This window comes from Aeromonas sp. QDB17 (assembly GCF_027705305.1).
Classification (GTDB): domain Bacteria; phylum Pseudomonadota; class Gammaproteobacteria; order Enterobacterales; family Aeromonadaceae; genus Aeromonas; species Aeromonas caviae.
The window spans coordinates 94,031-112,101 of sequence record NZ_JAPDBP010000005.1 but is presented as its reverse complement, the minus strand read 5'-3'; the positions used below and the strand labels follow the sequence as shown (position 1 = coordinate 112,101).

Here is an 18,071-nt window from a genome sequence, read left to right as displayed (position 1 = left end):
TCGCGCGCCCTGCCTTGCGGCGGGGCCTCATCTCTTCTTATCGCAGTGGCCGGAGGCTGACATGCTCAAGATTGCCGATCACACCTTCTCTTCGCGCCTCTTCACCGGCACCGGCAAGTTTGCCCGCCCGGAACTGATGGCCGCCGCCATCGAGGCGAGTGGCTCCCAGCTGGTCACCATGGCCATCAAGCGGCTCGAACCGGGCAAGGCCCACGACGATATCCTCACGCCCCTTCGGCAACTCGGGATCAAGCTGCTGCCCAACACCTCGGGGGCCAAGACCGCCGCCGAGGCGGTGTTTGCCGCCCACCTGGCCCGCGAGGCGCTGGGAACGAACTGGCTCAAGCTCGAGATCCACCCCGACCCGCGCTACCTGCTGCCAGACCCCATCGAGACGCTCAAAGCCGCAGAGCAGCTGGTGAAAGAGGGCTTTGTGGTGCTGCCCTACTGCGGTGCCGACCCCGTGCTGTGCAAGCGGCTCGAAGAGGTGGGTTGCGCCGCCGTGATGCCGCTGGGTGCGCCCATCGGTTCCAATCAGGGGCTGGTGACCCGGGAGTTTCTCTCCATCATCGTCGAGCAGGCCAATGTGCCCGTGGTGGTGGATGCGGGCATAGGGGCGCCGAGCCATGCGGCCGCCGCCTTTGAGCTGGGGGCCGATGCCGTGCTGGTCAACACCGCCATCGCGGTGAGCGGCGACCCGGTCGCCATGGGCCGCGCCTTTGCGCTGGCCTGCACTGCCGGGCGCAGCGCCTATGAGGCGGGCCTCGGCGCCCGCGCCCTGCAGGCGCAAGCCTCCAGCCCGCTCACCGATTTTCTGGGGGCGTTATGAGTCAGCATGCCAATGACCCCACCCCGACCCTCCCCTTGCCAGGGGAGGGAGTGTCGACTTCGCCCTCTTGTGAAGTAGGAGATCGGGGGGGCGGATTAACACCTCCCCCTTGTGAAGGGGGAGGCCGGGAGGGGGTTGAGAGAAAGTCGGAGAGTTTTCTCGATAGATGGCAGGAGCTGGAGTGGGACGATATCGGCATGCAGATCCGCGCCAAGACCGCCGCCGATGTAGAGCGGGCGCTGACTACCTCCCGCCGCACCCTGGCCGATTTTATGGCGCTGATCTCCCCGGCCGCCGAGGCGTATCTGCCGCAGATGGCGGCCGAGGCCGAGCGGCTCACTCGCCAGCGTTTTGGCAACACCATCGGCTTCTATGTGCCCCTCTATCTGTCGAACCTGTGCGCCAACGACTGCACCTACTGCGGCTTCTCCATGAGCAACCGCCTCAAGCGCAAGACCTTGAATAGCGAGGAGATTGAGCGCGAGTGTCTGGCCATCAAGGCGCGCGGTTTTGACAGCGTGCTGCTGGTGACCGGTGAGCACGAGCACAAGGTGGGGCTCGCCTATTTTCGGCAGGTGATGCCCATCATCCGCCGCCACTTCAGCACGGTGGGGATGGAGGTGCAGCCCCTCTCGCAAGCCGAATACGCCGAGCTGAAAACCCTCGGCCTCGATTCGGTCATGGTCTATCAGGAGACCTACCACGCCCCCACCTACGCCCGCCATCACCTGCGCGGCAACAAGCGGGACATCGCATGGCGCCTCGCCACGCCGGATCGGCTCGGCCGTGCCGGTATCGACAAGATCGGGCTGGGGGCGCTCATCGGTCTCTCCTCGGACTGGCGCGCTGACAGCTACTTTGTCGCCGAGCACCTCGCCTGGCTTGAGCGCCACCACTGGCAGAGCCGCTACTCGCTCTCCTTCCCGCGCCTGCGCCCCTGCACCGGCGGGCTGGAGCCTGCCGTGGTCATGTCGGATCGCCAACTGGCCCAGCTTATCTGCGCATGGCGTCTCTTCTCGCCCACGCTGGATTTGTCCCTCTCCACCCGCGAGTCGGCCGCCTTTCGTAACGGCGCGGTGCGCCTTGGCATCACCCAGATGTCGGCCGAGTCGCGCACCCAGCCGGGGGGCTATGCCGAGGGGGATGTCGAGGAGCTGGAGCAGTTCGCCATCCACGACGACCGCCCGGTAGGGGAAGTGGCCGCCGCCGTGCGGCAGGCAGGGTTGCAGCCGGTGTTCAAGGACTGGGAACCCTTCCTGGGCCGATAGGGGCGGCCACGCCCCCCTTTGCCGGTGGCATCCGGCATGGTTGGGCGGTGTTCGGCCACACACCTTGCTGGTGGCGACGCTTTGGCTCCCTCCCCTGCAAAGGGGAGGGCTGGGGAGGGGTCTTGATGCGATATTTCATTGCCATCGTAGGGTCGATGAGCCGTCAGGCGTAATCGTCCGTTCCAAGGCATGGTGTTGGCGGAAGGAGCCGTTGTGTGGTGGCACGGCTTTGCCGTGCAGGACGCGAGGCCGCTGGCCTCGAAGGGTTTTCGCCCGCCCTTCGGGCTTGGGCGAGTGACTTTGGAAAGACCCGCTCTTTTCAAAAAATGCACCGAAGGTCTTCTCCCCCGCCAATCCGACCGCTACGCGGTTTCCCTCGGGTCAGGAACAAGGTCGGACGGACCGCCGCAGACGGCACTTTGGCCTTCGTCATCCCTGGCTTCGGCCAAAGTCCGCTTCGAACATCCCTGTTCTCGCGCCAAATCGGGTCGAGCTGCGCTCGCCCTCTCCCGATTTAGCCCCTGTGCCGGCTGCGTCTGCGCCACCCATCCCTGATGGCGATCCCGACCTTGCCCCTTCTCCTCGACGCATTGGAGGGGGAACTAATACAGTGCGCCTGCCTTTAATTGAGGAGATGATCTTCTAATCAAGGTACAGGACACACTGATGTCAATAAGGATGGCTTTATCATGTTATATTATGGGATTAACGATATTTGACGTCTTGGCTCTAGAATCTTATTTTCAAATCCAGGTGTATTTGAACCAATACAAGCAGTGCCATAAAACACTTCAGTAGACAGATATCTCCTATGTTTACTAATTGCGTCAAGGACAAACCTGAAACTAAGTTGTCTTTCAATGTCGGTTAAACTATTTTTCATCATGTCTATAGTCGGCATCCAGTCATATAAATACCTACATTCATCTAGTATGATCATGTCCATATACATTGGTGTGTCTTTTGCAATGTATTGCCATCGTTTAGTTGCTTCTACATTTACGTGATAAGGTACCGCCAATTGTCTAAGCAAAACTTCTTTCACTTGATGAAATGAAAAAATATCACAGAATTGATAATAACTTCCCCACCAGTTAATCTCGGAAAGATTTTTCATTGATTCGCTATGAAAAGGCTCTTGTCCATTACCTTCTGAAAGAAGAAAGGATAATTTACAAATGTTGTCAACAAAATTTTTTTCGTCTCCAGATGAACTGAGTTGATTTATAAATTGCTGAGAATAAGTTCTAAAATTAGGATCCTTATGTATTTCGTTAGGAAAAAAGCTATCTTTTTTATTTATGACTTGACTCAGACTTCCCAAAGTCCATAGCAAGGAATGGCTGTTGGGTTCACATATAACCTCTCCCGCATAAACCCCATCTTCATCTTCATCTTCATCTTCATCTTCATCTTCATCTTCATCTTCATCTTCATCTTCATCTTCATCTTCATCTTCATCATCCAATAAAGCTGATTTATCAGCAGCTAAATCTTCAATGGTGGAGTCAAAGTTTAAGTTTTCACCAAAGCAGATATTTTCATCAATTTCAAGGGATTCTTCTTTTGATATATTGTACTTAAAGAGCCTATCAATACATTCTTGTAAATTTTCTTTGTCTGAGATATCAAAGAGATTTTTAAATAATATATGGTTGTTAGGGAAGTTATCATATGGTGCGATCACTAAAATCATGTCAATAAGTAATCTGGTTATATATTCATTGTAGTATTTATCCAAGTCACCCTTGACAATGTTCAACCAATCTTCAAAAGAATGTCCATGGGGAATGGCTCCCTCCATAATATTATTTTCATTCTCATCACATTCGATAAATGACTTTGGATAGAGATATAAAGCGACTAGCTTTGATAATAAATCCCTAGTATCAGGGTCCTGCTCGTTAGTGGGCAAACATACATTAGTGATTAGAACTCCTGGGGAATTTAGTGAATGATAGGAAAGTATGTTTGAGATGGTTTTCAGAGTTTTGTTTTTTTTGTTTTTACTCGGTAATGGGCCACAAAAATCAAGATATATAAGATCAAATTTTTGAGGGGATGCTTGGAAAAAATCTCCTATTCCTGCTTTAATTAACTTGATGAAGGGAAACTCTGAGGATAATGCCGATATTACCGCATCATTATAAGTCTTTGCATCACTTTCAAATGCCCAAATATTCTCAGGTAAAACGCCGTGCTTAGTCAGTTCCCGAAGGTCGTTTTCTGGGTTGGGGCCAGATAGATATGCGATTTTTAAGTTATGTGGATTTTTAGATTGGATGATAGAATCATAAAATTCTTCCCAGCGATTAATAGTCACGTCACTTAAATTTTCTGCAACTAGCTGATCCATTCCTTCGCGAGATATTAATGTATCTCTAACCTTTCTCATGTGATCTCTGCTTGCTAAAGTGCTCTTTGAACGTTGGCTGCAAAGTGCATTAATTGCTGTTTCAAAAAGTTCACTTCGGGCTAATTTTTTCTCATTCTCTTGGTACATATATCACCATGTAGATGTTTACTGAGCAATTACTTCGAGTTTCATTGTTGATTTTATGAATCATTTTATCGTTGGTTAGGACTTTAGGGGGAAAGAGGCTGGTGTGACCCTTTCTCGTTACTTTTAGGCTGTTCGATCTCATCTGACAGAATCTTATAGTTCTCAAACTCTGAAATCCCCCCACTGCTAATCAACTTCAAGTGTTGGCTGATCCGCTCCACCGGCCAGTCCCACCAGGCGAGGGCGTTGAGACGGGCGATGGTGTCGTCGTCGAAGCGGTAGCGGATCACCTTGGCGGGGTTGCCGCCGACCACGGCGTAGTCGGGCACGTCCGTGGTGACCACGGAGCGGGCGGCGATGATGGCGCCGTTGCCGACTTTGACTCCCGGCATAAGCAGGGCCTCATAGCCAATCCAGACATCGTTGCCGATGACGGTATCCCCCTTGTAGGGGAGGCTGCCCGGGGCGGGGGCGGCGCTCTCCCAGCCGTTGCCGAAGATAAAGAAGGGGTAGGTGGAGAAGCCGGAGGTCTGGTGGTTGGCACCGTTCATGATGAACTTGACCCCGCGGGCGATGGCGCAGAACTTGCCGATGATGAGCTTGTCGCCGATGAAGGGGAAGTGGTAGAGGACGTTGCGCTCGAAGCCCGCCGCATCCTCCGGGTCGTCGTAATAGGTGTAGTCACCCACCTCGATATTGGGTCCCTTGATGGTGTTCTTGATAAAGCACACCTGGGGGAAGCCGTTCATGGGGTGGGGGTTGGCGGGATCGGGTCCGTGCATGGGGGGCTCCTCTGGGGTCCGGGCTCTGGCTACCCTAACGGAATCGGGTGGAGCCTTGCCACCCTTTTGTGCCCTCCGCTTCGCCAGTCTCTGTCGCCCCCTGCCCATGTGTGCATCGACCCGGGGCGGGTTTGTCTCTAGCATGGAGGGGCGGCGGAGTCTGGCTCCGTCAAAATGGATGATGGACGAAGTGCGCCTTGCACACTTCTGGCGGAGAGAAAAGATGAAGCTGCGTTCCTTGTTGATGGTGGGTGCCCTGCTGCTGGGCGGATGTGCGGTCAATCCCTATGGGGGGACGCCTGCGCCGGTCGGCGAGCCGGACAAGCCGGTGACCAAACCAGAGAAACCCGTGGCCGAGCCTGACAAGGCCGAGCCGGTGCCTGCTCCCAAACCCGTGGCACCGACGGGGCTGGCGGTCGCCCTGGCCGATGACTTCCTCAAGGCCGCCGATGTGCAGGCACTGGCGGGCAGCAGCCCGGTACTGCTGCTGATGGCGCCCCAGAACGGTACAGGTGAGCCCTTCAGCACCCAGCCCCTGGCGGTGGCCATGATCCAGCGCATTCAGGCCAATAGCGGCTTTCGTTTCGCAGACCCGGGCCAGGTGGCGGCCATCACGGGTCAGCTCGAATACCAGCAGGGGGGCATGAACCCCGCCTCACTGGTGCGTCTGGGTCGCCAGACCGGGGCGGGTTACATGCTCTACGGGGATCTCCTCTCTGAAGGGGGCCGCTACCGGCTCGCCATGAGCCTGATGGATCTCAAGAGCGGCGAACTGCTCTGGAACGCCAGTCGATCCGCTGCCCGCTGATGCCGGCTCGCCGGATCCCTCTTGACCGGGATCCGGCCTTGCCCCCCTTGTCCGGGGGCGGGAATACCCCTGTGGTTCCCCTGGCGTCATATGCGTTGGCATGTCGCACTGCCTGAGGGCCAAAAACCTTCCTGACTGTCTGACAATTCTGGTTCTGACAGCATCCCCGATTGCTACCATTCACTTTGCCGGAGGCTTGTCCGGTGAACACGTCACCGACCGCATCCTTCCCGCCCGGCAGGCAGCTTTCTGCCCCTGTGCGATACTCCATGAGTCTTGTATAACAGGAGTACAGGGACCCACTCCCATGGATAGCAAGGAGCTCGGATGGCGCTCTCAGTGGCACAACTCTACGAAGTGATGGCCCAGTTGCCGGATCCCGTTTTCATCCTCAGCGAAGATGGCTACTACATCGAGTACATCGGCGGGATGGAGCAGCAGTCCTACCAGAACGGCAACCCGCTGATCGGCAGACAACTGCTGGACGTGCTGCCCGAGGACAAGGCGCAGTGGGTGATGGCGCAGGTGGCTCAGGCCCTCGCCAGCGGCCAGGTGCAGGTGGTGGAGTATGACCTTTCCCCCGCCGAGGTGGACGGCATCGACGCCGACGCCGGGCCCCAGGGAATGCAGCGTTTCGAGGGCAAGATAGCGCCCTTGCCCTCTTTATATGAGGGGAAGCGGGCGGTGGCCTGGATGACCCGCAGCATCACCCGCCAGCACGAGCTGCAACAGCGGCTCAAGCGGCTCGGGGAGACGGATCAGCTCACCGGCCTCTACAACCGCCACTTCTTCTTCGACCAGTATCACCACAGGGTGCAGGGTCAGCATCTCACCGGCCTCATCATGCTGGATCTCGATCACTTCAAGCAGATCAACGATCGCTTCGGCCACCAGACCGGTGACAAGGTCTTGTGCCGGGTCTGCGAGTGCGTCTCCGCCCAGTTGCGGGGGGAGGATCTCTTCGTGCGCAGCGGTGGCGAGGAGTTTCTGATCCTGCTGCCGCAGATAGACGAGGGGATATTGCTGAAGGTGGCGGAGCGGATCCGCGCCGCAGTGGCGGCCATGGCGCCGGATCCCGCCCCCGTGACCGTGAGTCTGGGCACCACCCTGATCCGGCCGGGAGAGGATCTTGGCACCGTGCTGGCCCGGGCGGACGAGTGGCTCTATCGGGCCAAGCGGGGCGGGCGCAACCGGGTGGCCCACGATGGGGCGCCCTGAGGGGCGCAGTGAACAGGAAAGAGGGCGACCCTGGGTCGCCCTCTTTCATTTGGCCGGGCCAGATCAGCCGAACAGGGTCGAGACATTCTGCCCCGCCATCAGCAGGCCGATGGCCAGGGCGCTGAACCAGACCAGGGTAGCGGCGACCAGGGCATAGCCGAGGGCGACGAAGAGACCGTCCCGCTGCAACATGCCGATGGCCAGCAGCAGGATAGCCCAGGCGGGCATGGCGTTGGTGAAGGGAATGGCGCCGAGCGGCAGCATCAGCAGCAGAGCGGCCAGCATGATGAGCAGGCCGTTGCAGCGGTTGATGGTCACGCTGCCGGTCAGGATGAGCAGGCGCGGGCGGATGAAGCGGTCGATGCGGGCCAGCAGATCCGCCCCCTTGTGCAGGGTCGGCTTGAGGTGCTCGGCGGCGAAGCGGCGCTCCATCAGGAAGGCGGGCAGCCAGGGCACCCGGTTGAGGGTGATGCCGATGCCGATGAAGAGGATCAGCAGGCCAAAGGGGGTGCTGACGCCGGGAATGGAGACCGGCAGCAGGAAGGGAACCGTGAGCAGCACGCAAAACAGCAGCATGCCCTGTTCGCCCACCAGAGCCAGCATCTGGCGCAGGCTGATGTGGCTCTCCTCGATGGCGTGGGCGGTGGCCCTCAGGGTATCGGAGAGCGTGCTTTGGGGGTCGTTGAGTTGCGCGGCAACCATTCCTGAGATCCTCGTCTGTTGATGCCACCGCTGTGGCGCCGTCAGCTTACGGGGGCGAGGTTAATCCCGGATGAATAACCCCGGGGATCACAGATTTTTCCATCGGGAGCGGGGCAACGGGGCTGGTACAGCCCCCGTCCAGTGTGGGAGACGGGCGCTCTGATATGCTTTGCGCAGGTCTTTTCACCAAAGGATGAGCACATGAGAGGAGCGATGGGGATGGTGCCGGGGTTGCTGCTGCCCCTGGCGGGCTGGGCAGCCGAGCCCCCGGCGACGGGCTGGCAGCTGACTCCCTTTGCGGGATACAGCTCGGCCATCGACTTTCGGGCCATGGACGAGCCGGCCCCCACGCCGCACGGGAGCGACATCGACACCCTGCAAGGGGAGCGCTCCGGCAGCTGGGGGCTCTTCATCAGCAGGGAGGTGGATGACCCCGGCATGGTGGAGCTGCTCTACAGCCACCAGTCGACCCGGGTGTCCCCCGAACTGCCCGACAGGCTGACGGTGGACACCCTGCAGTTTGCCGGGGCCCTGACCCTCTCTGACCACCTGATGGCCCCCTATATCGGTGCCGGGATCGGGGTCACCCGCTTCGATGCCTACGACAGCGAGACGGCCCCTTCCATGTCCCTGGCCCTCGGGGTGCAGCCGCGCCTGACCGAACATCTGGCCGTGCGGGCCGAGGTGCGCGGTTATGGTGCCCTGGTCAACGACGACAGCCAGTTTCTCTGCAACCCCGAGATCTGCGCCTTTCGGGTGCGAGGGGAGCTGATCACCCAGTGGCAGGCCAATATCGGCTTGACCCTGAGGTTCTGAGCCCCGCTCGGGCTAGGCGATGCCCTTGGTGAGGCGACTCAGGGGCTCGTTGACGTCGAACACCTTGTACTGCACCGCGCTGGCGCCCATGGCGAGCACCCGCTGCTCGTGCATGGTGGCGTAGGCGAGTGCACTCCCCTCATCCTCGAACAGATAGATGCCGCCCGCCTCGCCGGTGCGCGGGTTCTCGGTCCAGATCTTGGAGATGAAGCCCGGCTCCCGGGTGATGGAGTCGGCCAGCGGCATGGCCGCAGCAGTGAGGGCCGGTCCCATCATCTCGGCGGGGAAGTTGAAATGGATCTGCAGCAGGCTGGGCATGATAAACCTCTCGTGGGCGTTGATTGACGGAATCCGCATCATAGGAAGCCGGCATCTTGGCTGCAAGAAGGCACATTTTCGTGGCATAGTTACCGCAAAGTAACCACTCGCGAGCCATACCGTGCCCTCACTGCCCTGTCCCGCCTATCAGGTATTGCGCCTGCTGACCGGCAAATGGAAGCCGGCCATTCTGTTTCATCTGCGCGAACAGACCCTGCGCTTTGGCGACTTGCGCCGCTGCCTGCCCGAGGTGAGCCAGAAGGTGCTCACCGCCCAGCTCAAGGAGCTGGAGAGCGACGGTGTCATCATTCGCACCCTCTACCCCGACGTACCGCCCAGGGTGGAGTACAGCCTGAGCCCGCTTGGCGTCGCCCTGATCCCCCTGCTTCAGCAGATGCACGATTTTGCGCTGAACCACGTTGATCTGCTGGCTGGTCAGGGTCCTGTTTCTAGCGAGCCCGCAGCAACCAGCGGCTGAGGGCGGTGGCCGCCAGCAGTCGGTAGCCGAGCAGAGTGAGCGCCAGCAGCGCGGGTACCTTGAGGAGTTCCCACCACACCTGTTTGCCCTGGGGGCCGAAGATCATCAGCCACACCACCAGCATCATGTGCAGACAGTAGAGGCCGAGCACCTTGGGGGCCTGGCGCTCCAGCCAGCTGCCTTTGCCCCATGCGGGGTTGGCCAGCAGCAGGCCGAACAGCCCCAGCGCCCAGGGGAGTGAACCCAGCAGGAAATCATGACGAGCGAGGGGGACGGCGGCAACGCGCAGCAGACCTGCGGCCTCCAGGGCATAAAGCCCCATCCCCGTCATCATCATCAGGGCGCAGCGCCTGGCGTCCGGCTGCCAGGCACGCAGGCGCAGCTCGGCGCCGAGTGCCACGAACAGCAAGGAGAAGAAGGGGCCGTTACGGGTCAGCAGGGCCCACTCGCCCCCCAGCAGCAGCGGGCCATAGGAGCCGCCTATCAGGGCCAGGCCGTAAAGCAGGGCCCCCAGCAGCAGGGCCAGCCTTGGCAGGCGGGCCTGCTGGCAGAGCCCCAGGATCAGCACCGCCACCATCAGGGCGGGCAGGAACCAGAGGTGGATCATGCCGCCCACCCACCAGACGTTGAGATGATCCCCGAGCTGCATCTGCCACTGGCCTGCCATGGCGGGCAGGTAGCCCTCGCTCACCGCCGCGAGCGGGTTGAAGGGTATCAGCACGTAGAGCAGGCTCCACGCCAGCCAGAGCCCCAGCAGGGGTCGGCAGTAGCGCAGTGCGACCGTCAGCGGGTGGCCCGCGGCGAGGGCGGGTTGCAAGAAGTAACCGGCGCACAGGAAGAACAGCGGCACCGCGAAGCGGCAGAGCTGGTTGATGACGGCCCCGACCAGAGGGTAGGGCGTGCCGTCCCACAGGGCGGGGTCGAAGGGGTTGCTGAAAGGGGAGAGATGGATGGTCATCACGGCCAGGATGGCCACCACTCGCCCGCATTCGATGCTGGAGATGCGCATGATTCCTCGCGGCGTTCGGGAGTTGGGCGCACCCTATCAGCCGCAGGCGTTCCCTATCCAGCCGCCTGGTCGCCAACTGTGACCCCCATCGGCGGCCGGTTACCCTTTGTTACCCGAGGTGCGGGCAAGGTTACCGCCGCCGGGAGCGGGATCCCGTTTTGGTGTCGGTAAAAGGGCTAGAGCAGGGCCACCAGCACGGTGACCAGGGCGCCCAGCAGCAGCAGGGTGATGCCGCGACCGGCGGGGCCGTGCAGCTTGTTCCACATCAGCAGGCTGGTGAGGGCCAGCAGCAGCATGGCCAGGGCCGCCAGATCTCCCACCAGTTGCCAGGGCAGGCCGGTGCCCATGCCACGGTGCAGCCGGTTGAGGCTGGCAGCGAAGTTGGCCTGCTGCAGCTCGGTGCGCACCAGCAGAGTGCCTTCCACATAGCTGGCGGTCACGCTCTGGCTGAGGGTGACGCCGCGCAGCTCCCAGCGGGCCGGCAGGGTGAGGGCGCCGGATGGTGTGGGCAGGGTCTGGGGCGGGGTGATCTGGGGTCGCCCCTCCTCGAACATGTCTGCATAACGCTGTTGCAGCAGGGCTTTCAGTTCATCCGGGCTGGCCAGCGGCGTGCTCAGTACTATCTCTTCGCTCGATTTGGCGGTGTGGGGACCGGGCAGGGGCAGCACGGCCCTGTGTTGCAGCCAGAGGCCGGTGAGGCCGTAGAGCAGCATCAGGGTGAGGGTGGCAAAGCCTGCCCAGGCGTGGATGCGGCGCACCCACTTGTTGTTGTGCAGGGGGAGTTTTCTGCGTGTCATCGTTCGGTGCTTCATAACAATCTGGCCAGCGAACGCTGGCCAGAGGGGGCGGTAAACAGGGAGGATCAGAAGCGGTAGGCGGCGGTCAGGTGCAGCTGACGGGGCGTGCCCGGCATGATCTGGGCCGCGCTGGTGGCGCTGACGAAGTAGTCGTGATCGGTCAGGTTCTCCACGCTCAGCTGGGCTTCCCACTGGGGCCAGCGGTAGCCGGCACGGGCGTCGAAGCGGGCGTAACCGGGCAAGGCGGTGGTGTTGGCGTTGTCGGCGAAGCGATCCCCCACCGCCGTCATCCCGGTCTCGCCGAACCAGCCCTGCTTGCCGCTCTGGTAGCCGGCGAACAGCTGGCCGTTCTGGCGGGAGACGTTCATCGGTCGCTTGCCTTGCAGGTCCGCGTCTGCCTTGACCTGCTCGGCATCCTGGATGGCGACGCCGCCGCGCAGATAGATCTCGTCGGTCAGCTGGGCACGGGCGCTCAGCTCGATGCCGTCGGTGCGCTGCAGACCGGTGAGGATCACCCGGGTGGGATCCAGCGGATCCTTGCTGCGCTTGTTGTACATCTCCAGCCGGTAGAGGGAGAGGGTGGTGGCGAGGCGGCCGTTCAGCCAGTCGCTCTTCACGCCCCCTTCATAGAGCCGGGTGTGCTGGGGATCCAGGTTGTTGTTCTTGTCCCCCGGGGTGATGCCGATAAGCTCACCGCCCACCGGGGTGAAGGTCTTGCTGTAGGAGGTGTAGAAGGCATGCTCCTCGATGGGGTTCCACACCAGGCCCAGGCGCGGACTCAGGCTGGTGACCGAGAGGGTCTCTTCCTTGTCGAGGTCGTTGCGGCGGCTGGTGACGGTGAAGTCGTCGCGGCGCAGGCCTGCCAGCAGGTGCCAGTCGCCCAGACTGAGCTGATCCTGCACATAGAGGCCGACACCGCGTACCCTGTGATGGGCATCGCTGGAGAGTTTCATGGCGCCGTCGTAGGTGGGCAGGGAGCCCGGATCATAGAGGTTGCCTGCCGGGATCGGGTTGGCGTTCTGGTAGAGCTTGGGGGTGCGATCCTGCCAGCCCTGCTCCAGGCCCACCAGCAGACGATGGGCGATGGGGCCGGTTTGCAGCTGGCCTTCCGCCTCGGTGTTGCTGGTGAGGCTGCTGGCCTTGAGATCCTGCTGCCAGCGGGCGCGGGTCACCTTGTCACCCTTGACGCTGGTGACATAGGTATTGTCGAACTGGCTGTCGAGGGTGGTGTAGCCGAGCTGCTGGCGCAGTTGCCACTGATCGTTGATGTCCCAGGTGAAGCGGGAGCGGGTGGACTGGGCCACATCGTCGATGAAGTCGCGGCGTGTGTCGCTGTAGACGCTCTCGATGGGGACATCCGCCGGGCGACCATCGACGCCGGGAATGCCGCGATCCGGGGTGCGATCGTGCTCGTTGCGCTCGTATTGCACCAGCCAGTTCAGGGTGTCGGTGATCTCCCAGTTGACGGAGGGGGCCAGCAGGGTGCGCTTGCTGGTCACGTCGTCGCGAAAGCTGTCTTTGTCTTCCTGGGCCAGGTTCAGGCGCACCTGTACCCGCTCTCCTGCCTCGCCGTTGAGGTCGGCGGCGAAGCGTCGGCTGTCGAAGCTGCCTACCTGGGCGCTGACGCTGGAGGCCTGCCCCTTCTGGGGAACCTTGCTGACCCGGTTGACGATGCCGCCCGTGCTGCCACGGCCGTAGAGCACGGCGGCGGGGCCCTTGAGCACTTCGACCCGTTCGATGTTGCCAAGGTCGCGGGTGTATTGCATGTCGTCGCGCAGGCCGTCGAGGTAGAAGTCGTTGCTGGCGCTGAAACCGCGGATGGTGACGCCGTCAAAACGGGTGTCGCCGCTGGCGTTGACGCCAGGGATGCCGGTCAGGGCTTCACTCAGGGTGGGCTGGCCGAAGGCGGTCAGCTCGCTTGCCTTGACGCTCTCGATGCTCTGGGGCACCAGCTTGGCCGGGGTGGCGGTACGGGTCGCGGTGGCGACCTCTTCATGTTGGCTGCGTTTGCCGACCACGGTCAGGGTTTCGTCTTCGGCACGGGGGCTGGTGCAAACCGCCAGCAAGGCGACGCCCAGCAAGGCGCGCGGGGAGTTGGAATGGTTCATCTGGGTGTGACTCTTTGTCGACCAATCGGCCTGAACTTGTTGATTTAATTGTAATTATTGATTTCTCTCATCGCGAGAGGTTGCTAATGATATTGATTTTCATTTGCCTTGCAAGGAGAAGATGCAAGAAAAAGAGATCATTGGCGGGCAGGCACTGAGGGGGCTGGAACCTCGGGGAAAAGGCCGGGGGAACCTTGGTTCGGTTCGGAGGGGACGCTACCATGGTGGCCTCGCGCCTTGGCGCACCATCCGGAACACACAGGGAGAGAAACATGGTTGAGATCATCAGGGCGGATCTGCACAACCCTCGCCACGGCGAGGCGCTGATCGCGATGCTGGACGAATACGCCAGGGACGAGATGGGGGGCGGCAGTGCACTGGCGGACGAGGTGAAGGCGAATCTGGCCGAAGCCCTGGCCGCGCGACCCGGTGCTCATGTGCTGCTGGCCTGGGTCGATGGGGAGCCCGCTGGCGTTGCCACCTGCTTCGAGGGTTTTTCGACCTTCGCCTGTCAGCCGCTGCTCAATATCCACGACGTGGCGGTGCACCCTGCCCATCGCGGCCAGGGCATCGGCAAGCAGCTGTTGGCGGAGGCGGAGCGGCTCGCCCGGGAGCTCGGTTGCTGCAAGCTGACCCTGGAGGTGCTGGAGGGGAACAAGGTGGCCCAGGCTGTCTATCGCGCCAGCGGCTTTGTGGGTTATGAGCTCGATCCCGAGGTGGGCCGGGCTATGTTCTGGCAGAAGAAGCTGGGGTGAGAGGGTCGGCAAACATGATCTGCCGGGCTTGCCTCTGAGACTCCTGTCCCCTAGAGTGGCACCAGATTTTTCAATGTGTTGATGGAACCGGCCCGGCCGGGTGAGTGACATGACCCTTTATGCTTCGGATCAGCGAGTGACCCGAATGAACTCCGTACAGATGCGCACGATGAAGCATTGTCCGGAGCCGGTGGAGGCCCAGACCTCCCATCCATTCATCGTGCAGTGACGACCGGATCTCGCTACCTCGCGGGAGCCGTGACCTTGCCGCACGACTGAACCAAGGCCATAGACGTTGCCTCGTCTATGGCCTTTTTTGTTGTCCCGCAGCCAGGCTGCGGGTGCGAGACAGAGCAGAGGCCCGCCCGGGTCTCTGCTTTTTTTATGGTCTGTCATGACCGACGGGTATGCTTGGCAAGGGCCGGGTCGTCGGCCAGAGAGGCTGACCATCTTCAAGAGGAAACAGTGCAATGTCACAAAATATCTATGACGAACCAGGGTTTTTTGAGGGCTATGCCCAACTGCCACGCTCCCTCCACGGGCTGGCGGGGGCGCCGGAGTGGCCGGCGCTGCACGCCATGCTGCCGGATCTTGCCGGCAAGCGGGTGCTGGATCTGGGCTGCGGTTATGGCTGGTTCTGCCGGGCAGCCAGAGATCTCGGGGCTGCCGATGTGGTCGGTATCGATCTCTCCGCGAAGATGCTGGCCCGTGCCGCCGAGCTGACCCGGGATGAGGCCATCCGCTATCGGCAGGGGGATCTGGACGGTCTTGCGCTGTCCGATGAGCCTTTCGATCTCATTTACAGCTCCTTGGCGCTGCACTACCTGCCCGAGGTGGCGCCGCTGTTTGCGGAGATCCACCGTGCGCTGGTGGCTGGCGGCAGCCTGGTGTTCTCGGTGGAGCACCCCATCTTCACCTGCCCGCAGCCGCAGGGCTGGCTGGTGGATGCAGAGGGACGCCGCTCCTGGCCCATCAACGGCTATCAGGCGGAGGGCAAGCGGGTCAGCAACTGGCTGGCGGAGGGGGTGATCAAGTATCACCGCACCCTGGGCACCTACCTCAATGCCCTTGTCGCCGCCGGGTTCCAGATCCGCCGCGTGGAGGAGTGGGGGCCGACGGCGGCGCAGATTGCGGCCAACCCGGCCCTGGCGGAGGAGGCGGAGCGCCCCATGCTGTTGCTGGTGTCGGCGTACAAACCCCTGGCCTGACGCAATAAAAAACGGCGCGCAGAGTGCTCTGCGCGCCGTGTCGTCAGGTGGTTGCCGACTTAGAAGTCGTAGCGGGCCGCCAGCTGGAAGTCATCCTTGGTGTTGAGCTTGCCGCTGTCATTGCTGTCGAGGTTGTTGATGCGGTACTCGCCGATGACGCGCAGGTTCTTGTTGAACTTGTACTGGGCACCCAGGGTGTAGTAGTCGATGGAGTCGTAGTCAGACTTGCCAGCCTGCTCCACCTTCTGCTTGTTCCACAGGGCCATCAGGCCGAAGCCGCTCTCGAAGTTGTAACCCAGCGCCCCTTCCCAGCCGGTGTGATCCTTGCCGGTGGCCAGGAAGTCGCTGCCGTCGGCATAGCTCAGGGCGGCGTAGAGGGCCTTGTTGTCGTACTTGGCGGAGAGCAGCCACAGCTTGGCATCCTCTTCACCGCTCTTGTCGCGGATGCCCACGTTGTAGGCGGTCCCCAGGGAGAGGTTGAACGGGAAGGTGTAGGCCACGGCGGCACCGTAGGCGGCATCGCTGTCCTTGCTGGAGGTCTCTTCGGTGTCACCGCCATCGAACTTGTAGCTGGTATCTACCTGGAAACCGTTGAACAGGCCGGAGTACTTCAGCACGGAGCCGGCGCGGTTGGTGGCGAAGGTGTCGGTCTTGGCGCCCAGTGCCTCGTTGCCGTAACCGTCGGAGAGGGAGACATCAGTCCAGTCCGCCAGGAAGCCAGGGGCCCCCTTCTGGCGACCGAAGGTGACGGTTCCCCAGTTGGCGCCGACACCGGCGAACGCCAGACGGGTACGCAGGTTGTCGGAGTTCTCGCTGACGGTCTTCTCGCTGTCGTTGATGTACATCTGCAGTTCGTACTGGGCCAGCGCCTTGAGACCCGGGTTGATCTCGCTCTCTACCTTGGCGCCCAGACGGACAAACTGGTTGGCCCCCTGCTTGTCGCTGTATTCGTTCTTGATGTCACCGTTGGCGTCCAGCTCTTTCTTCTCGCCGAAGAACTGGCCGGCGTAGATGCGGCCGTAGAGGTCGAGCAGGGTGCTCTCGTTTTTGTACACTTCGACGGCTTGAGCCTGGAAGGCGGCGGTAAGAGCCAATGCTACTACTGTCAGCTTTTTCATCATGATCCCTTGTGTTGCAAGCTTTTGTTTTAAAAGACGGGGCCATGCTAGAAGTGACAGATGACAGTCGGGTGACCGTGCAATGAACAAACCGTGTCGGTTCCATGTCAGCGGGATGAAAACCGGGATTTATGTGGCTGGTCGCCACTTTTACGCGCAAAGGTTTGCCCTTGTGGTAGAATGCCGCCCGTTTTCGAGCTCCTAAGGTTGGATATGCGATGAGACGTGAACTGGCAATCGAATTTTCCCGAGTGACGGAAGCGGCTGCACTGGCTGGCTACAAGTGGCTCGGACGTGGTGACAAGAATATCGCCGATGGCGCGGCCGTGGCGGCCATGCGTCACATCCTCAATCAGATCCAGATCGATGGCGAGATTGTGATCGGCGAAGGGGAGATCGACGAAGCCCCCATGCTCTACATCGGCGAGAAGGTGGGCACGGGTCAGGGCGACGCCGTGGACATCGCGGTCGACCCCATCGAGGGGACCCGCATGACTGCCATGGGTCAGGCCAATGCTCTGGCCGTGCTGGCGGTGGGCGACAAGGGATCCTTCCTCAAGGCCCCCGACATGTACATGGAAAAGCTGATCGTGGGCCCCAAGGCGAGAGGCGCCATCGATCTCGATCAGGCCCTGGAGCTGAACCTCAAGGCCGTGGCCAAGGCGCTCGGCAAGCCCCTCTCCCGTCTGACCGTCATCACCCTGGCCAAGCCGCGTCATGACAAGGCGATCAAGGAGATGCAGGGCCTGGGGGTGCGGGTGTTCGCCATTCCCGACGGTGACGTGGCCGCCTCCATCCTCACCTGTCTGCCGGACAGCGAAGTGGACATGCTCTACGGCATCGGTGGCGCGCCGGAAGGGGTGATCTCCGCCGCGGTGATCCGCGCCCTGGACGGCGACATGCAGGCTCGCCTGATCCCCCGCCACCAGGTCAAGGGTGACAGCCCCGAGGTTCGCGCCCTGGGTGAACAGGAGATCGCGCGCTGCGAGGAGCTGGGCATCGACGTGAGCAAGGTGCTCAAGCTCGAAGATCTGGCCAAGAATGACAACGTCATCTTCTCGGCCACCGGCATCACCAAGGGTGATCTGCTGGAAGGGATCACCAGCGACGGCGTCATGGCGACCACCGAGACCCTGCTGATCCGCGGTAAATCGCGCACCATCCGCCGTATCAAGTCGATCCACTTCCTGGATCGCAAGGACAGCGTGGTACGCGACATCATCCTGTAAGCAGGAGGATGGCGGTGGCGGCAAGTCGCGAACTCTCATGCCGTCGCATCAAGTCGATCCACTTCCTGGATCGCAAGGACAGCGTGGTACGCGACATCATCCTGTAAGCAGGAGGATGGCGGTGG

Annotated in this window: 17 protein-coding genes; 9 read left to right on the top strand and 8 right to left on the bottom strand. The window is 61.1% G+C overall.

The window, feature by feature from the left end; all coding sequences use genetic code 11:
• The first annotated feature begins 61 nt into the window (after positions 1–61).
• Together OKC41_RS06410 and thiH are read left to right on the top strand one after the other, a co-directional pair.
• On the top strand, positions 62–829 hold the full coding sequence (locus OKC41_RS06410) for a thiazole synthase (RefSeq protein WP_201890443.1): 768 nt from the start codon (positions 62–64) through the stop codon (positions 827–829).
• Positions 826–2,097 carry a 2-iminoacetate synthase ThiH gene (gene thiH, locus OKC41_RS06405; protein ID WP_201894955.1) on the top strand — a complete coding sequence of 424 codons (1,272 nt, stop codon included), beginning with the start codon at positions 826–828 and terminating at the stop codon, positions 2,095–2,097. Before OKC41_RS06410 ends, thiH begins: the two co-directional genes overlap by 4 nt.
• A gap of 697 nt (positions 2,098–2,794) precedes the next feature.
• On the opposite strand, the gene OKC41_RS06400 is transcribed toward thiH, so the two are convergent.
• Together OKC41_RS06400 and OKC41_RS06395 are read right to left on the bottom strand one after the other, a co-directional pair.
• Positions 2,795–4,600 carry a hypothetical protein gene (locus tag OKC41_RS06400; RefSeq protein WP_270671799.1) on the bottom strand — a complete coding sequence of 602 codons (1,806 nt, stop codon included), beginning with the start codon at positions 4,598–4,600 and terminating at the stop codon, positions 2,795–2,797.
• An 83-nt stretch (positions 4,601–4,683) separates the two neighbouring features.
• Complete coding sequence (locus OKC41_RS06395; protein WP_234922313.1) at positions 4,684–5,382, bottom strand: Vat family streptogramin A O-acetyltransferase; 699 nt, start codon at positions 5,380–5,382, stop codon at positions 4,684–4,686.
• Positions 5,383–5,605: 223 nt separating this feature from the next.
• Here OKC41_RS06395 and OKC41_RS06390 point away from each other — a divergent pair, with 223 nt between their 5' ends.
• Together OKC41_RS06390 and OKC41_RS06385 are read left to right on the top strand one after the other, a co-directional pair.
• Positions 5,606–6,190 carry a hypothetical protein gene (locus tag OKC41_RS06390; RefSeq protein ID WP_010672673.1) on the top strand — a complete coding sequence of 195 codons (585 nt, stop codon included), beginning with the start codon at positions 5,606–5,608 and terminating at the stop codon, positions 6,188–6,190.
• A 327-nt stretch (positions 6,191–6,517) separates the two neighbouring features.
• Positions 6,518–7,408, top strand: a complete 891-nt coding sequence (locus tag OKC41_RS06385; RefSeq protein WP_042015352.1) for a sensor domain-containing diguanylate cyclase — start codon at positions 6,518–6,520, stop codon at positions 7,406–7,408.
• A 63-nt stretch (positions 7,409–7,471) separates the two neighbouring features.
• On the opposite strand, the gene OKC41_RS06380 is transcribed toward OKC41_RS06385, so the two are convergent.
• Positions 7,472–8,110, bottom strand: a complete 639-nt coding sequence (locus OKC41_RS06380; protein ID WP_201894957.1) for an exopolysaccharide biosynthesis protein — start codon at positions 8,108–8,110, stop codon at positions 7,472–7,474.
• A gap of 201 nt (positions 8,111–8,311) precedes the next feature.
• Between OKC41_RS06380 and OKC41_RS06375 the strand changes: the two genes are divergently transcribed.
• Complete coding sequence (locus OKC41_RS06375) at positions 8,312–8,926, top strand: outer membrane beta-barrel protein (protein ID WP_039040459.1); 615 nt, start codon at positions 8,312–8,314, stop codon at positions 8,924–8,926.
• A 12-nt stretch (positions 8,927–8,938) separates the two neighbouring features.
• Here the strand turns inward: OKC41_RS06375 and OKC41_RS06370 are convergent, their stop codons facing one another.
• Positions 8,939–9,244 (bottom strand): monooxygenase, encoded by a 306-nt coding sequence (locus OKC41_RS06370; protein ID WP_052814439.1) that lies wholly within the window; start codon positions 9,242–9,244, stop codon positions 8,939–8,941.
• A gap of 121 nt (positions 9,245–9,365) precedes the next feature.
• Here OKC41_RS06370 and OKC41_RS06365 point away from each other — a divergent pair, with 121 nt between their 5' ends.
• Positions 9,366–9,722, top strand: coding sequence for a helix-turn-helix domain-containing protein (locus OKC41_RS06365; RefSeq protein ID WP_042015355.1), 357 nt, complete (start codon positions 9,366–9,368; stop codon positions 9,720–9,722).
• Here OKC41_RS06365 and OKC41_RS06360 read toward each other — a convergent pair.
• The 3 genes from OKC41_RS06360 to OKC41_RS06350 all read right to left on the bottom strand — a co-directional run bounded on the left by OKC41_RS06360 (position 9,694) and on the right by OKC41_RS06350 (position 13,636).
• Positions 9,694–10,731, bottom strand: coding sequence for an acyltransferase (locus tag OKC41_RS06360; RefSeq protein ID WP_270671798.1), 1,038 nt, complete (start codon positions 10,729–10,731; stop codon positions 9,694–9,696). The two genes, OKC41_RS06365 and OKC41_RS06360, sit on opposite strands and share 29 nt — an antisense overlap.
• 176 nt (positions 10,732–10,907) lie before the next feature.
• Positions 10,908–11,528 carry a PepSY-associated TM helix domain-containing protein gene (locus tag OKC41_RS06355; protein WP_270671797.1) on the bottom strand — a complete coding sequence of 207 codons (621 nt, stop codon included), beginning with the start codon at positions 11,526–11,528 and terminating at the stop codon, positions 10,908–10,910.
• 65 nt (positions 11,529–11,593) lie between these two features.
• A complete protein-coding gene (locus tag OKC41_RS06350) occupies positions 11,594–13,636 on the bottom strand; it encodes a TonB-dependent siderophore receptor (protein ID WP_270671796.1) in 2,043 nt (680 codons plus the stop codon).
• 272 nt (positions 13,637–13,908) lie between these two features.
• Between OKC41_RS06350 and OKC41_RS06345 the strand changes: the two genes are divergently transcribed.
• Both OKC41_RS06345 and OKC41_RS06340 read left to right on the top strand, forming a co-directional pair.
• Entirely contained in the window at positions 13,909–14,391 is a 483-nt protein-coding gene (locus tag OKC41_RS06345; protein ID WP_270671795.1) for a GNAT family N-acetyltransferase, read from the top strand.
• 470 nt (positions 14,392–14,861) lie between these two features.
• Positions 14,862–15,599 (top strand): bifunctional 2-polyprenyl-6-hydroxyphenol methylase/3-demethylubiquinol 3-O-methyltransferase UbiG, encoded by a 738-nt coding sequence (locus OKC41_RS06340; protein ID WP_048208937.1) that lies wholly within the window; start codon positions 14,862–14,864, stop codon positions 15,597–15,599.
• 59 nt (positions 15,600–15,658) lie between these two features.
• On the opposite strand, the gene OKC41_RS06335 is transcribed toward OKC41_RS06340, so the two are convergent.
• Complete coding sequence (locus tag OKC41_RS06335; RefSeq protein WP_201894961.1) at positions 15,659–16,717, bottom strand: porin; 1,059 nt, start codon at positions 16,715–16,717, stop codon at positions 15,659–15,661.
• Positions 16,718–16,935: 218 nt separating this feature from the next.
• On the opposite strand from OKC41_RS06335, the gene glpX reads away from it, so the two are divergent.
• Positions 16,936–17,946 (top strand): class II fructose-bisphosphatase, encoded by a 1,011-nt coding sequence (glpX, locus tag OKC41_RS06330; protein ID WP_039040467.1) that lies wholly within the window; start codon positions 16,936–16,938, stop codon positions 17,944–17,946.
• The last annotated feature ends 125 nt before the right edge of the window (positions 17,947–18,071 follow it).